The organism is Streptomyces sp. NBC_00464, from assembly GCF_036013915.1.
Classification (GTDB): domain Bacteria; phylum Actinomycetota; class Actinomycetes; order Streptomycetales; family Streptomycetaceae; genus Streptomyces.
Genome location: NZ_CP107899.1, coordinates 1,178,963 through 1,193,724 on the forward strand (window position 1 = coordinate 1,178,963; position 14,762 = coordinate 1,193,724).

General features: G+C 66.9%; 12 protein-coding genes. 1 reads left to right on the forward strand and 11 read right to left on the reverse strand.

Annotated elements, in window-relative coordinates:
* Positions 1–44: 44 nt before the first annotated feature.
* The 11 genes from OG912_RS05045 to OG912_RS05095 form a co-directional block, all read right to left on the reverse strand.
* Positions 45–1,238: an enoyl-[acyl-carrier-protein] reductase FabV gene (locus OG912_RS05045; protein ID WP_327708362.1), complete on the reverse strand. Its 1,194-nt coding sequence runs from the start codon at positions 1,236–1,238 to the stop codon at positions 45–47.
* Between the two features lie 357 nt (positions 1,239–1,595).
* Complete coding sequence (locus OG912_RS05050; RefSeq protein WP_327713340.1) at positions 1,596–2,660, reverse strand: prephenate dehydrogenase; 1,065 nt, start codon at positions 2,658–2,660, stop codon at positions 1,596–1,598.
* Positions 2,661–2,754: 94 nt separating this feature from the next.
* A complete protein-coding gene (locus OG912_RS05055) occupies positions 2,755–4,041 on the reverse strand; it encodes an aminotransferase-like domain-containing protein (protein WP_327708363.1) in 1,287 nt (428 codons plus the stop codon).
* 23 nt (positions 4,042–4,064) lie between these two features.
* The gene (locus OG912_RS05060) at positions 4,065–5,255 is read right to left on the reverse strand and encodes an alpha-hydroxy acid oxidase (RefSeq protein WP_327708364.1); all 1,191 of its coding nucleotides are present in this window, start codon (positions 5,253–5,255) and stop codon (positions 4,065–4,067) included.
* Entirely contained in the window at positions 5,252–6,391 is a 1,140-nt protein-coding gene (gene hppD / locus OG912_RS05065; RefSeq protein ID WP_327708365.1) for a 4-hydroxyphenylpyruvate dioxygenase, read from the reverse strand. Before hppD ends, OG912_RS05060 begins: the two co-directional genes overlap by 4 nt.
* A gap of 127 nt (positions 6,392–6,518) precedes the next feature.
* Positions 6,519–7,445 (reverse strand): phytanoyl-CoA dioxygenase family protein, encoded by a 927-nt coding sequence (locus tag OG912_RS05070; RefSeq protein ID WP_327708366.1) that lies wholly within the window; start codon positions 7,443–7,445, stop codon positions 6,519–6,521.
* Positions 7,446–7,673: 228 nt separating this feature from the next.
* A complete protein-coding gene (locus tag OG912_RS05075) occupies positions 7,674–9,125 on the reverse strand; it encodes a pyridoxal phosphate-dependent decarboxylase family protein (RefSeq protein WP_327708367.1) in 1,452 nt (483 codons plus the stop codon).
* On the reverse strand, positions 9,118–9,480 hold the full coding sequence (locus tag OG912_RS05080; RefSeq protein ID WP_327708368.1) for a hypothetical protein: 363 nt from the start codon (positions 9,478–9,480) through the stop codon (positions 9,118–9,120). The genes OG912_RS05075 and OG912_RS05080 overlap by 8 nt, the downstream gene beginning before the upstream one ends.
* A gap of 141 nt (positions 9,481–9,621) precedes the next feature.
* Positions 9,622–10,713, reverse strand: coding sequence for a branched-chain amino acid aminotransferase (locus OG912_RS05085; RefSeq protein ID WP_327708369.1), 1,092 nt, complete (start codon positions 10,711–10,713; stop codon positions 9,622–9,624).
* A gap of 142 nt (positions 10,714–10,855) precedes the next feature.
* Complete coding sequence (locus OG912_RS05090) at positions 10,856–11,590, reverse strand: SDR family oxidoreductase (RefSeq protein WP_327708370.1); 735 nt, start codon at positions 11,588–11,590, stop codon at positions 10,856–10,858.
* Between the two features lie 171 nt (positions 11,591–11,761).
* Positions 11,762–12,340 carry a hypothetical protein gene (locus OG912_RS05095; RefSeq protein WP_327708371.1) on the reverse strand — a complete coding sequence of 193 codons (579 nt, stop codon included), beginning with the start codon at positions 12,338–12,340 and terminating at the stop codon, positions 11,762–11,764.
* 717 nt (positions 12,341–13,057) lie between these two features.
* Here OG912_RS05095 and OG912_RS05100 point away from each other — a divergent pair.
* The gene (locus OG912_RS05100) at positions 13,058–14,728 is read left to right on the forward strand and encodes a condensation domain-containing protein (protein ID WP_327708372.1); all 1,671 of its coding nucleotides are present in this window, start codon (positions 13,058–13,060) and stop codon (positions 14,726–14,728) included.
* Positions 14,729–14,762: the final 34 nt, after the last annotated feature.

The following is a 14,762-nucleotide window of genomic DNA, read 5'->3' on the forward strand; positions in this document are numbered from 1 at the left end:
GTCATGACCGGAGCTGCGGCTGGTGGCCGACAAGCCCCGTAGCGCTACACGGTGGGCTCGGGCGGCCAGGGGACCGTGGTCTGGCTGGGGAGGTCCACGTCGATGCCGGGGACGTTCCAGCCATGGAGTTGCCCGACCTGCCGACGGAACCAGCCGGCGTCGGCATGGTCCGTCACGTTCTCTGTGTTGATCTGCTCCCACCGGGTCCGGACCTGGCTCTGGACAGTGGCGTCGAGCTCCCAGCCGTCGAGACGGATGCGGCCCGCGTCATCGAGGCTGAGCGGCTCTTCAGCCGCGAGCTGGGACCACAGAGCGCGCATCTGCTGCGCGGTGGTGAGAAAGCCTTCGTCGCCCAGGACGTGGTGCAGCAGACTGGTGTAGAGGGCGATGCTGGGGATCGCGGTCGAGGCCTGGGTGACCGTGGCTCCGGCGACGGCGGTGAAGGCACGCCCGCCGAGGTCGGCGAGCCGGGTGCCGAGGTGGTGTGCAGATGCTTCGAGGTGCCCCTTGGCTGCGCCGATGGTGCCGTTGCGATAGAGGTCGGCTGTCAGGTCGGAGCCCACATAGGTGAGCGCGGTCGTGGTGAAGCCGTCGGCGAGGAGATCCGCCTCCGCGAGGGCGTCGATCCAGCGCTGCCAGTCCTCGCCGCCCATGACCTTGACGGTGGCGTCGCGTTCGGCGTCGGTGGCGGGTTGCAGGGTGGAGCCGCCGATGAAGGGTCGGCCGTCGGTGAACTCCAGGGTCTTGGCGGTGGAGGCCTGGCCCAGGGGCAGGATGACGGAGCGGTGGACCTGGTCGGTGACGGGGTCGGTCCGGCGCGGGGCAGCGATGCTGTAGATCAGGTGGTCGACCCTGCCATAGCGCTGTGCCAGTTCCTTGATGACCTCTGTCTTGGCGGTGTCCGCGAAGGCGTCCGTATTGAGGAAGGTCCACCCGGCGGCCAGTTCAGCGGTGCGGGCGGCATGGTACCAACCGGCGGAAGCGGTGCGACGCCGCGTTTCGTCGGCCTCGTACGCCACGCCGACGCCGACCGCTCCGCGGCGGGCCGCGGCGAGAGTCGCGGCCAGGCCGTAGCCGGCGCTGAAGCCGACGACCACCACCACCGGGGACTTCTCCGCTGCGGCTTCCTGCTGCGGGAGTTGCCGCCAGAGCATGTCGACAGTGGCCGCCGCGCCTTGAGGGTGGGCGTTGACCATGAGGTAGCCGCGGCCTCCGGGGGTGAGGTGTCGTTCACTCATGAGGTGGAGCCCTTCTTGATCGGGAGGGGGGATGTGCCGTGCACGGCGGGCCGTGCGTGGGTACCCAGGCAGGCGGGGCAACGGCGCGGGGGCCACCCTGCGCACCCTCGCGAGGACGCGCGAAAGGGGCAGTGGCCGACGGCGCCGGTTCACCGCACGGAAAGCCGTCGTTGTGCGTGCGGCGCTCCGGGCCGACTGCCTGCGTCGGCGCCGACCGTGTCCACCGGGCGCATCGCCTCCATGACGGGGGTGTCCACGTCCTGCCCTGCCGCGATCAGGGGTGTGCCCGCCGATCGCCGTGCGAGCACCGCCGAATCGGCGTGCCCGGGGCCGACCGACCACACCCCCGCGGGGGCCTCAGCTCTTCAGACTCCGCGAAAGCACCTCGGCGACTTCAGGCGCAACCAGCAGTTCCACCACCCCGGTCGTCTTCCCCGGAAGGTGGTCGATGAAGACGTCTTCCACGTTCACCCCCGCCGCCCCGATGTCCGCGAAAAGACGAGCCAGCTCGCCCGGCTGGTCGCCCACCGGCACCGTGACCGTGACATATCGAGCCTTCGGTGCACCGTGTTTGTTCGGCAGCCTCTCGTGGCCGGCGACGCCTCGGTTCAGCGCGTCCAGGAGAGCTTCGGCACCCTCGTCGGCATCCCCCTCCGCGCCGAGCTCCAGCTGTCTCAACGCCGCTGTCACTCGTTCCAGGTCACGGGCCAGCTCGGTGAGGGTGTCGGCCACGGGGCCGGCGTTGGCGGACAGGACATCGACCCACAGCCCTGGATCACCCGCCGCGATCCGGGTGACGTCACGTACGCCCTGACCTGCCAGACTGATCTGCGACTCCGCGGCATCCTCCAGGCGTGCGGCCATGAGACTGGCAACCACGTGCGGGGCGTGGGAGACCAGGGCGACTGCCGCATCGTGCTCGTCCGGCCTCATCACGAGCAGATGGGCGCCACACATATCGATCAAGCTCTCGACGGCATGCAGAGCCTGTGCCGAAGTCGCGGCGTGGGGGGAGAGGGCCCAGACCCGCCCTTCGAACAGATTGGCTCGTGAGGCCAGTGGACCGGAACGTTCTCCACCGGCCATGGGATGGCCTCCCACGAAGGACGTGAGATCACATCCCAGCTCCACGATGTCCGTCATGGGGCGCGCCTTGACGCTGGCCACGTCCGTATAGGCTCGGGCGAGCCCGCGCTTCTGTGCCCCCGCGAGGGTGGTGGCCAGTTCCGCCGGCGGTACCGCAAGAATGGCCAGGTCGACCGCTTCCGCCGGTTCCTCGGCACGTCCGGCTCCCATGGCCGCAGCGGTCCGGGCAGCCATGGGTTCCTGGTCTATGAGGTAGACGGCTACGCCCTTGGCGGAGAGTGCCAGAGCGATCGAGGTACCGATCAGCCCCGTCCCGACGACAGCGGCACTACGCAACATGGATTCCCTCAGGTTGATCGAATCGACAACGTCCCGGCCAAGTCGCGCTCGGCTCTGCGGCCGCTGGTGGGCAGACGGTCCCCGGGTGGGGTCAGCCCTGCCGCTGGACGGAGAACAGAGCGGCGAGGCGTTCAAGCCCTTCGTCGATCTCCGCCCCGTCGACTTGGCTGTAAGACAGGCGGAGTTGGCAAGCGACCTCGGGTTGCGAGCCGAAGTAGCTCATCGGGGTCCACAGCACCCCGTAGTCGCGCGCGGAGACCTCCAACAGCGCGTCATCCGCCGGGAAAGGCACCGTCAACACGATGAAGAACCCGCCGTCCGGTACGTTCCAGGTCACTCCCGATCCGCCGTCGGACGGGAAATGCCGCTCCAGGCCCGCCAGCAGGCGATGCAGATTGGCACGGTACAAGGCGATCTCACGCTCATTGGCGCTGTACAGGCTCAGGCCGTGAGTCAGGAGCTTGCCCGCGATGACAGCCTGGGCAACGGGCGGGGTGTTCACCGTGAGCATGCTCTTGATCTTCGAGAGTTCCTCGGCCAGCAGCCCCTCCCCTCCATCGGCGGTAAGGACTCGCTGGTCGGCCACCGCGAATCCGATCCGGGCGCCTGGCATACCGGTCTTCGCGAACGATCCCAGATAGACGACCCTGCCCCGGGTGTCGAGCGACTTCATCGTGGGCAGCCGCACGCCGTCCGCGGTGAAATAGCCGTACGGGTTGTCCTCAAGCAGCAGCAGGTCGAGCCGCTCCGCGAGATCGAGCAGCGCGTGCCGGGTCGCCAGATCCAGGCTGATGCCGGTGGGGTTGGCGAAGTCCGCTACCAGGTAGCAGGCTCGGGGCCGCAGCCCGCGCGCGCGTGCCTCGCCCACCACCTGCTCAAGGCTCTCCAGATCTATGCCGTTCGGCCCGCCGGCCACCTCAAGGACCGGCATGTCCACGAGGCGGGCGGCCCCGGTGAATCCCACGTAACTCGGTGAAACGGCGAGGACCACGTCCCGCTCGTCCGCGCGCAGCGCGCGCAGCACCAGGAACATCGCCTCCTGACAGCCAACGGTGACCACGACCGATTCGGGGTCCACGGTCATGCCCTCGTCCACTTCCAGGTGGCGGGCGATCAGCTCATGGATGATGCCGTTGGTCCGCCCGTACTGGAAGAGGGTCCGACGCACCCGCGCCTCGTCGTACCCCTTCTCCTCTCTCAGATACTGCTCGAAGCGCCGAAGGTAGTCATGGACGAGACCGGTGTCGAAAAATCCTTCGTAGGGCCGCCCCGGGGCGAAGGAGATCGCCTCGGGAAACCGCTGGGCGATCTCGTTGAGGAAGTTCATCGAGCCCAGCGACTTGTCCTCAAGACATGCGTGCAGCTCCGCTGTGCGCATCAGAGCTGCCGGATTCCGCTGTATCACCCTGGGACCGTTCCTTCGTGGCTGGTCTTGTACGTGTATGTGGTGTGGGCGTGGGCACTGCCTGTACGGTCCGCGCCTCTCGCGTCCCGCCCGACTCGCAAGGTGCTTGCGGACCCCGGGCCGGAGCACCCCGCGAGCCCGAGCGCGTCGCGCAGCTCGGCCGCGAGCAGGTCAAGGACTCTGCGCGCCCCTTCGCCCCCGCCCGCAGCCAGCCCCCACAGCAGCGGACGTCCGAGCAGAACGCCGCTCGCCCCAAGTGCGAGAGCCTTGAGCACATCGAGCCCGCTGCGGACACCGCTGTCGAGCAGCACCTCGCAACGTCCGTCCACCGCCGCGCACACCTCCGCCAACGCGTCGATGCTTGCTATGGCCCCGTCCATCTGCCGTCCGCCGTGGTTGGAGACGACGATGCCGTCCACCCCCGACTCGGCCGCCCGGACCGCGTCCGTCGGATCGAGCACGCCCTTGACCACCAGCGGCAGCCGGGTGCGGCGCCGAAGCTCCTCCACATCCGCCCAGCTGAGGGACGGCGCGAAGGACGCGGCGGTGTGGCGGGCGACCGCGGACTCGCCCGCGGCCGCCTGATGCGCCGCCGATTCCGCGCCCGCCGGAAAATGCGCCGCCACGACGTCGTCCGGCAGTACGAAGCCATTGCGCAGGTCACGCGTGCGACGGGCCATCCATGGCACGTCGACCGTGAGCATCACGGCGCTGCACCCGGCGTCTTCGGCTCGGCGCACCAGGTCGAACGACCGTTCGCGGTCGCGCAGCCAGTAGAGCTGAAACCATGTCGTGGCTCCGACGGCGGCGATCTCCTCCACCGTGTAGCTGCTCAGTGTGCCGACGGTGAAGGGGATTTTGGCCTCGGCCGCCGCGCGCGCCGCGGCGAGCTCACCCTCCGGGTGTACCAGCCTCTGGTAGCCGATCGGCGCGGTTGCCACAGGCATCGCGCAGTGGCGACCCAGCAGGGTGGTCGCAGATGCGCAGTCCGATACGTCACGCAGGACTCTCGGCACGATCCGCAGCCGGTCGAACGCGGCCCGGTTGGCCGCGAGAGTAAGTTCCGCACCGCTGCCGCCCGCCACGAAGTCGCGTACGGCGGCGGGCAGCACCGCGTCCGCCGCCCGTTCGAAGTCGGCCAGGGCGAAGAAGTCGCTGGCCGTGAACGTGTCCGCGGCCGCCGTCATCGAACGGAGGCGTTCTGCTGAAGCCGTTCCAACTCCACTGCTTCGTATAGAGCCTTGATGTTGGAGGATCCGAACGTCTCGGCGCCCAGCCGCTCGATCACTTCGAAGAAGAGGGTGCGTCGGGGGTGCGTCGACCGGGTGAATATCTGGAACAGCTGCCCGCCGTGGTCCTCATCGACGAGCAGGTTCCACTCGCGCAACGACTCCAACCCATGCCGCATCAACTCCACGCGCTGAGCCAGGAGTTGGTAGTACGTGCCGGGAGTCTTCAAGAAGTCCACACCGGCGCGGTTCAGAGCCCGGACCGAACCGACGGCGTCGTGGCTGGAGAACGCGATGTGCTGGACTCCCGCACCGCCGTGGTTCTTCAGGAATTCGTCGATCTGCCCCGGATCGGCCTCCGGATCCGGCTGGATTATCGTGAAGGTGATGTCACCCTTGCAGCTCTGGACCACCTTCGACAGCATGGCCTGCGAGCCGACGACGATCCGCTCCTCGAATATCTCCTTGAACCCGAGTGTCTCCTGGTAACACTTGACGACCTCGTCCAACCCCCCGACCCGTACGCACACGGCGAAGTGGTCGATCTCCTCAAGTCCGGCGGCCTCAGTGGCGGACGGACCTGCCTCGGAGCCGGACGGCACCGGCTCGAAGCCTGCCGGCAGACAGTCGGTGCCCTCACGCTCGATGAGGGTGTGCACGACATCTCCGAAGCCGGCGATGGTGGCCGTGGCGACCACACCCGGCCCAGGCAGCCGGGCAGGCTCGGCCATCGGACGCGCGCCCCGGCCCACCGCGTACGCGAAGGCGGCCGCGACGTCGGCGGTGCGCATGGCGATGCGGCCCACGCCGGAGCCGTGCAGCGCCGTGTAGAGCGAGGCCGGGTGTCCCTCGTCGATACCTTCGGTGAGTACCAGGACAATCCTCCCCTGGCACAGCGCGAGGCTGCGGAAGCCTGCCCCCGCTCCGCCGGCGGAGCCCACGACCGTGCAGCCGAATCGCGTGGTCCACTCGGAGGCCTCGCGGTCAAGGTCCTCGACGTAGAGCTCCACGTGGTCGAGTAGGAGGTCTCCGACCGGGAGCTCGGCGGCGGGCTGCGCGTGTGCGGGGCGTTCGGAGTCTGCTGCGATGGTCATACGGCTCAAACCGCTTCTTCCTGTGCTAGTGATCTGTCGTCGCGATGCCGGGAGGCCCCCACATCACCGATGTCCACGGGCGCGTTCCGGGGGTTGGCCGGCAGTCGCGCCCTGAAGCGCTTCGTTCCTACGCGACCGGAGGCAGGGCGCCGTCCCAGACAACCGGGCAGAAGTCGGGGTCGGCGTAGTCCGGAGTCCCGTGTGGCGTCCTGCGCACCAGCTCGTCGTGGTTGTAGGCGGCGAGGCTGCCGTCCGAGAGAGGGAAGGCCCGGTAGGCGTTGGCGCCGTCCTGGAGGTGCAGCGAGATGGCGCGGCGCGGCTCCGCGGACCGGTTGGCCCCGCTGCCGTGGTAGGTCCGGCAGTGGTGGAAGCTCACATGCCCTTCCGGGATCTCCACCGGCACCTTGACGACCTTCGCGCCGTTCGCCTCCGCTGTCCGCTCAAGCACCGACTCCGCGTCACTCCCGAGTTGTGCGAAGTGCCGGGCTGTCACGGCGTCACGGCTCAGCTCCTTCCAGCGGTGGCTGCCGTCGACCATGGTGATGGTGCCCATCCGCTCGTCGCAGGCGTGGAACGGGATGAAGGCGGTCAGCATCTGCTCCGAGGACGATGTCGCCCAGTAGTCCCGGTCGAAGTGCCAGGGCACGACATTGCTGGGCTCCTCGGGCCGCGGCGGCTTGCGGATGAGAGTCGACTGGAACACCCGGATCTGATCGACCTGGGCCAGCCTCGCCGCCACCGCCCCCAGCAGCGGCTTGCGCAGCACCTCCGCGATCGCGTCGCTCTCGTAGTGGATGTAGTCGTTGTGCCGCTGGACGTCTCCCTTCTCGGGGGTCCAGTACGCCAGCCGCGCGGGGCGCCGGGGAAGCACACGGTCGCGCCGTCCCGCGTAGAACTCCTCGCCCGCCGAGCGCAGCAGAGCGGTCTCCTGGTCGGTGAACAGCTTCTTCGACAGGTACCAGCCGTGTTCGGCGTAGGACGCGACATCGCTGTCCGACGGCAGGAGTTCACGCTCCTCATCGGTCAGGGCAAAGATCTGGGTGGGTGCGGACACGTCATTCTCCTAAGCTGTTGCGGGGGTGGCGCAGTTGTCTGCCGAGGCGGGCCCTCTCTCTCAGGCGATGCCGCGGCCGCCGCGCCACGCCCGGACATTCGCTGTCCTGCGGTGCGAGGGCCGACGAGGCGGCGGACCTCGTTGTCGTTCAGCGGGCCTGGGGCCTCGCACGTCCCGGGGTGCTCCCGGCCGAGGCCGGGCTCCAGCCCACAGGCGCGACGTGCTGGATCAACGGCACTTCTTCGCCGTACGGTTGAGGAGAGCCCACAGACCCTCGATGTCCTGCCCTGTGGTATGGATGTTGGCGAGCGAGACCCTGATGACATATCCGTCGCGGATCACCGAGTGCGATACGAAGGCCTCGCCGGAGTCGTTGAGCTCCTTGACGATGCGGGCGTTCAGCACGTCCACCGCCTGGGCGTCCGAAGCCGCCCCGCCCTGTGGCGCGTACCGCAGACAGACCAGCGGGTAGCGCGACGGGACGGGGCACTGCCAGTCCGCATCGGCGGCGGCCAACTGTCTGAGATCGTCGGCCAGTCGCATCGCGTGATCCAGCCGGGACCCCAGCCCCGAGCGGCCGAACGAACGCATGACCCACCAGAGTTTCAGGGCGCGGAAGCCCCTGCCCAGCTGCGGCGACAGGTCCATGAAGTCGAACGTGCCGCCCGTGTGCACCGATGTCAGGTATTCCGGTACGAGCCGGTATGTGTTGGCCAGCGTGCCACGGCGCTTGCAGTACAGCGCGGTCGAGTCCAACGGGACGAACAGCGTCTTCTGGGGGTTCACGACCAGCGAGTCACCGACCGAGACGTTCTCCGCCGCACCGCTCATCCGGGATGTGAAGGCGAACAGGCCGCCATAGGCCGCGTCGACATGCAGCCACACCCCGAACCGTCCGCAGATCTCACTGATCGGCTGCAGCGGATCCGCCGCCGCCACCGAGGTGGTGCCGACCGTGGCGACAACCGCGACCGGCACGCAGCCGGCTGCGACGTCCCGGGCGATGGCCTCCTCCAGCAGGTCCGGGCGCATCCGGTACTGGTCGTCGGACGGGATCTTCACCACGTTGCGCAGCCCGATGCCGAGCGTGATGGCGGCCTTCTCCACTGAGCTGTGGGCCTGGTCGGAGGTGTAGATCCGGGCCACCTTCGCATGCGGGCCGCCCATACCCTCCTCGCGCACGTCGTAGGTGAGCGCCGCGTCCCGGGCCGCGCCGAGGGCGTAGAGCGTGGCCAGCGAGGCACCCCCGACCAGCAGTCCGTCCGACTCGCCCGGGTAGCCCGCCAGTTCGGCGAGCCACCCCAGCACCACGTGCTCAAGGGCCGAGGCCGACGGACTCGTCTTCCACAGCATCGAGTTGACGTTGAGCGCAGCGGTCATCGTCTCGGCGAGCATCCCGGGGAAGCTCGCACAGGTGGAGAAGTAGCCGTGGAAGGCGGGGTGGTTCCAGTGGACGAGATCAGGGACGACCTTCTCCCACGTATCCGCGAGGACGCGCGAGAACTCCTCGCCCTGCTCGGGCATAACCCCGTCCAGGCGGCTCATCAGCTCCGCCGCGTCGTAGGGGCGCGCCACCGGCACGTCCCTGACGTTCTCGAAGTGCTGACGGATGGTCGCGAGAAGCTCACGGCCATGGTGTTCGAAGTCCGCCGGCGCCCAGTCACCCGTTCCCTCAGACATGCGCGCTTGCCCTATGGGCGTGCGGGTCGGTCGCCTCGACGTCGACCGGAAGTTCCGTGAAGTAGAGGATGCCGCGCGGACCTTCGCAGTACTGCTCGTAGAACTCGCCGAGCAGCTTCTCCTCCTCCTTGATGAACACCTCGTGCTCGGCGCGGCTGCGCCAGGTGTACATCATCCAGATCTCCGCCTCGCGCTCCTGAAGCTGGTAGAAGCGGCCGTGCTCGCACCAGCCCGGGTCGTCGTGGGCGCCCGGGCCTACGATGTCGTCCATCACCTGCATCAATTCCAGCGTGCGCCCGGTGAACTCCTCCTTCAGCTTCCAGGTCTCGATGACCGTGACCTTCTCTGCGCTCATGTTCGCTCTCCTCTTCTGATCGAGCCGACTGACCGAAGACCGGGCAGCCGGGTCCCGCCGGGCCTGTCGGCGGGGTGTCTGGGACGTCGCGGGGCCGAGCCTGTCCTCCCCCGGACGACGAGCGTGGGGCCGGGGCTCTCGTCATGGCTGGATGCGGTGCATCCAGCCATGAGGGTCCTCAGCGCGCCCGAACTGGATGTCAAGAAGCCGCTCACGGAGCGCGCAGGTCAGCTTGCCCGGCGTGCCCTCGCCCACCGTGAACGCATAGCCATCGCCCTTGAATCCGACAATGGGGGTGATCACAGCCGCGGTTCCGGTGGCGAACGCCTCCGTAATGAGGCCCTCGGCCGCACCTGCACGCAACTCCCCCAAAGAGACGGTCCGTTCCACCGGGGTCAGCCCGAACTCAGGCGCCAGAGCGAGGACGGCATCGCGGGTGACGCCCTCCAGAATCGTGCCGAGTCCGGGTGTGACGAGGTGTCCGTCCGCGGTGACCAGGCACAGATTCATCGCGCCCGACTCCTCCAGGTTGCCGTCCCCACCCGTCCTGTCCAGGTACATGACTTGGTCGCAGCCGTGCTCCTTGGCCTCGATCTCGGCTGCGAGGCCGGCGGCGTAGTTGCCGCCGAACTTGGCCGCGCCAGTGCCGCCCAGGGCGGAACGGGTGTAGCGACTGCTGACCCAGAGCGTGACTCCGTTGTGCCCGGAGGCGAACAGCGGTCCGGTCGGCCAGGCGATGACGGAGTACAGCACACGCTGGGGAGACCGCAGGGCCATGAACTCGTCCGCGGCAAACATGAAGGGCCGCAGATAGAGGCTCTCCTCGCCGGTGGGCGAGGGAACCCACCGCATGTCCGCCCGCACGAGCGCCTCCACACCGGCGATGAAGTCGTCCTCCGCCAGCGGTGGAAGGGCGAGCCGCCGCGCGGAACGCGCGAAGCGTCGCGCGTTGACCTCCGGCCGGAACAGGTGGACGCCGCCGTCTGCGTGACGGTAGGCCCTCAGCCCTTCGAAGATCTCCTGCCCGTAGTGCAGTACGGCTGTGCCGGGATGCAGGGTGAACGGCTCGAGCGGACCGACCTTGCGGCCGTGCCAGCCCGCATCGGGTGTCCAGACGGCCGATGCCATGTGGTCGGTGAAGTGGCGGCCGAACTCCGGAGCGACGAGGGCCTCGGCACGCTCCGCGTCGGGCACCGGGGCCGTCGAGCGAGTCAACGGGTAAAGGTGGCTCACAGGTGGCTCCCGACGTACGCGTTGCCGATCACAGTGGGCATTACGCCGACACCGGGGCATATCTCCTGCCGGTCACAGGAGGGTATGAGGGCCTGTGAGCCCGCCCCCTCGAAACGATGCCCGGGGAAGGACGATGCCGTCTTCACGCGGACGCCCCTCCGTCGACGGGGATCGCCGCGCCACTGATGTAGGACGCGGCCGGCGACAGCACGAAGGCGGCGGCACGGCCAAACTCGCATGGCTTCCCGGCCCGCCCCAGCGGGATCTGCGCGGCACGGGAGGGGGCTGTGCCGGCATCGAAGTATCCGGTGCGCTCCGTGGTGATGCGCCCTGGCAGCAGGGCGTTCACCCTGATTCCGCGATCGCCGAGCTGGGAGGCCAGAGTCTTTGTCAGCATGGCGAGACCGGGCCGCAGACCATTCGAAATGTCGAGCCCCGGTATCGGATTCTGTGCTGAAGTCGACAGGACGAAGGCCATCGAGCCGCCCTCCGAAAGGTTCTCGGCGATCACTCGTGACACCCGCACCGCCGAGAGAAACACGGATTCGAATGAGAGCCGCCAGGCTTCGTCGGGGATCTCCAGCACACTTCCCAACGGTGGACCGCCTCCGTTGACGAGTGCCCCGTCTAGTCGCTGCCAGCGTTCGAGCGCCGCGTTGACCAGGCGCTGTGCACTGGCCGGATCGGCATTGTCGGCCTCGACTCCGGTGGCCCGTGCCTCCCCGAGCGATTCGACCGCCGCCGCCAGTGAATCGACGTCGCGACCTGAGATCACCACGCGCGCGCCCTCGGCCGTCAACGCCTGAGCCACGGCGAAGCCCAGGCCCCGAGTGCCGCCGCTGATGATGTAGACGCGGCCTGTCAGCCCCAGATCCATGATCGATCCTCATCTGGAAAGTTCGAGTTCTCTCGCGGTGTCGCGGACCTGCATGATCCGGAAGCCCGGATCACGTCGGCACCTTGTGGAAATTCAGATGCATCCCTTTTCCTTGTCGTCGCAACGCTTCCGTGTTTGACGTGGGACACAGAATGCCTCCCGGCAGGCGCATCAGCCGGCGGTCCCTGCAACGCATCGGAAAGGCTCCGCCCGAACGGATTGATAGAGACTCCACACCATCGTCGGGTGGAAGTGATCGATCGGCTCGAGTTCGGTTTGCGCCACGACGTCCACCGAACCTATGCAGGCATCGACCAGACCCTTCGCAGCCGCCTCGACCGCCAACGGCTTGGAGCTGAAATAGGTGATCTCCGCATCCTCGCACGTCTGCCGCGCAAAAAGAGTCGTAGCTGGATGCAGCGCTATCGATCTGATGGATCTGCGGTCCGGGACCCGTTGGCGATTGATCGCCAAGCACATTGTCTTAGTGGGGTTCTCCCAGACATTGACCGTGCGCATCCGACCGAGGAGCCGAAAGTGCATGTCTACCCAACTATCGGCGAGCTGTCCATCCCGGAAATCGAGATAGCCGGTGGGTACCAGTGCGTACCCGCCGGTCTCCTCGGCGTGCGCGACAGCGGCAGCGAACGACGGGAACAGTGCGACGTCGGAACAGTGCTTCGCAGCTTCGTGGGCCGAGTCCGTACCGTGGGGGCCCAGCGTCGAGATGACACCATCGACCTCTATCAAGCTACCGGATATTGCCGACGACAACTTTTCTCCTGTGCGTTGCGTACACGGAGCGCGGGCAGCCGGCCTCGAACAGTGCATGCAGGGAACACCCATGCACGCCCTTCGAAGCGGGTGCCACCTCATCATGTACGTATCGGTGGCTGTCCGGCGGTCGAATAGCTCGCGCTCCACGTCGGACAGAGTTCTGCGTAATGACTCGCGCAGGCCTATAGGCGCCGCAAGTGCCATTCCCCGGCGATTTACCTACCCGTGCGTGACGAGAATCCGGCCGGTCGACCCGTTCCACTGGAGCCGATTGGGCGACCCGAGGCGCTGCGATCCGATACCGCCATCACGTACCGGCTGGCCTGCCGCGTTCGCAGTCTGCACCACTGCGGTGGTGATCGACAAGAGGTTCCTTCAGCAAGGTGTACTAGCCACCAAATCGCCCATGGGGGGATTTGTGGCGATCTCTAACCAACCTCAAGTAAACCTCAAATAATCTCGGGATCCTTGACGTCGAATCTCGGACCAGGTGATGATCTTGCAGAATCGTTTCCGGTCACAGTTGTCGGAATTGAGTAGAGAACGCAGTGGCCGGCAGGTCGGCTATCACCGAAACCAGCCGGTATCCACAGCGCATCTCACACCCCTCCCAGGCATGCGGTTAATTGCAGTGCGGGGCGGGATATCGATTGCCGCCGGCGCGACCCGCCCGACATCAGGAGTTCGTTCGTGTACCCACTTTCATTCGCCCAACGGCGTCTCTGGTTCTTGGACGAACTAGAGGGAGTGAAGGCGGTATACAACACTCCGTTGGCGCTGCGGCTGACCGGCACGCTCGACAGGGAGGCGCTCCAGGGCGCACTGTCCGACCTGGTGACTCGCCACGAATCTCTGCGCACCCTGTTCCGAGAGCGTGACGGGGAGCCGTATCAGCACATACTTGAGCCACACGAAGCCGTGCCGGCTCTGCGGGTAGAAGATCTCGAGAGCTCGGAGGTGTCGGAGGCACTCCTCCGGGCCTACCGAGTCCCCTTTGATCTGGCCCATGAAGTTCCCCTGCGCGCGCAACTGTTCATACTGGGACCCGGCGATCAGATCCTGCTGCTCACCCTCCACCACATAGCGGGTGACGGATGGTCCATGGCACCCCTGTGGCGGGATCTGAGCTCGGCCTACACAGCGCGCCTTGAAGGCGGGGTTGCGGCTTGGGAAGATCTTCCTGTTCAGTATGTTGACTACGCACTTTGGCAGCGTGAGTTCCTCGGTGACGAGTCTGACGAAGCGAGCGTCGGCCACAAGCAGTTGGAGTACTGGAAAACAAAGCTCGACGGGATCCCGGACGAGCTGGAGCTCCCCACTCGTGGCAGGCGCCCCACGATGTCCAGCCGCACCGGAATCCCGACCGAGATCGAATGCACCAAGGCCACTCATGCCTGCTTGGTCGATTTGGCCAGGGAGAGCGGATGCACCGTATTCATGGTGATCCAGGCGGCCGTGGGTGCTCTGCTGTCGAAGCTGGGAGCCGGCCACGACATACCCGTGGGAACAGCGATAGCGGGCAGGACCGACGAAGCCCTGAACGACCTGGTCGGATTCTTCGTCAACACGTTGGTCCTTCGTACCGACACCTCAGGAAACCCAAGCTTCACCGAACTCCTCACGAGGGTCCGCGCAGCGGACCTCGAAGCCTACGCGCATCAGGAGATTCCCTTCGAGCACATCGTCGGCGCACTGAATCCCCCGCGCATGCCGGGAAGGCACCCGCTGTTCCAGGTGATGCTGACACTGCAGAACAACGTCGAAGCCGACTACGAGCTTCACGGAGTCGAGGTCGGCATCGAAGAGATACAGGAACGCGCGGCCCAGTTCGATATTTCCTTCCAGCTCAAGGAAGAGTACGACGAGTGTGGGGCTCCCTCGGGCATCCGTGGAATCGTTCTCTATTCGGATGACCTGTTTGATTCAGATGTAGCAGGTTTGATGACCGAACGCTTCGGCATGCTGATCGATCAGATGAGCGCCCGCCCGCAGTTGAGCCTGGACGACATCGACATCCCGGCAATCGCGACTCCTTTGGCGGGAGAAATGCTCGCGTCAAGGCCGGAAGAGCCCGCTCGTGAGGTATCACCCGGAGCGGGAGATGAGCGCTTGGATGTTCTGCTCGACATATTCTCGCAGGTTCTCGACGTCGAGAACGTGGGGCTGAACGACAGCTTCTTCGAGCTCGGTGGCCACTCACTGCTGGCGATTCGTCTGGTGAGCCGAGTACGCAGAAGGCTGGGCGTCGAACTGGATGTCGCCAAGATCTTCGAAACACCGTCGGTCGCCGGACTGTACGAACTTCTCGACGGTGCGCCACGAGCACGGCCAAGTCTCGGAAGCGGTACGCGGTCGCGCTAGCCCTGTCCTGGACGGGAGCGTCACGACGCTCAAA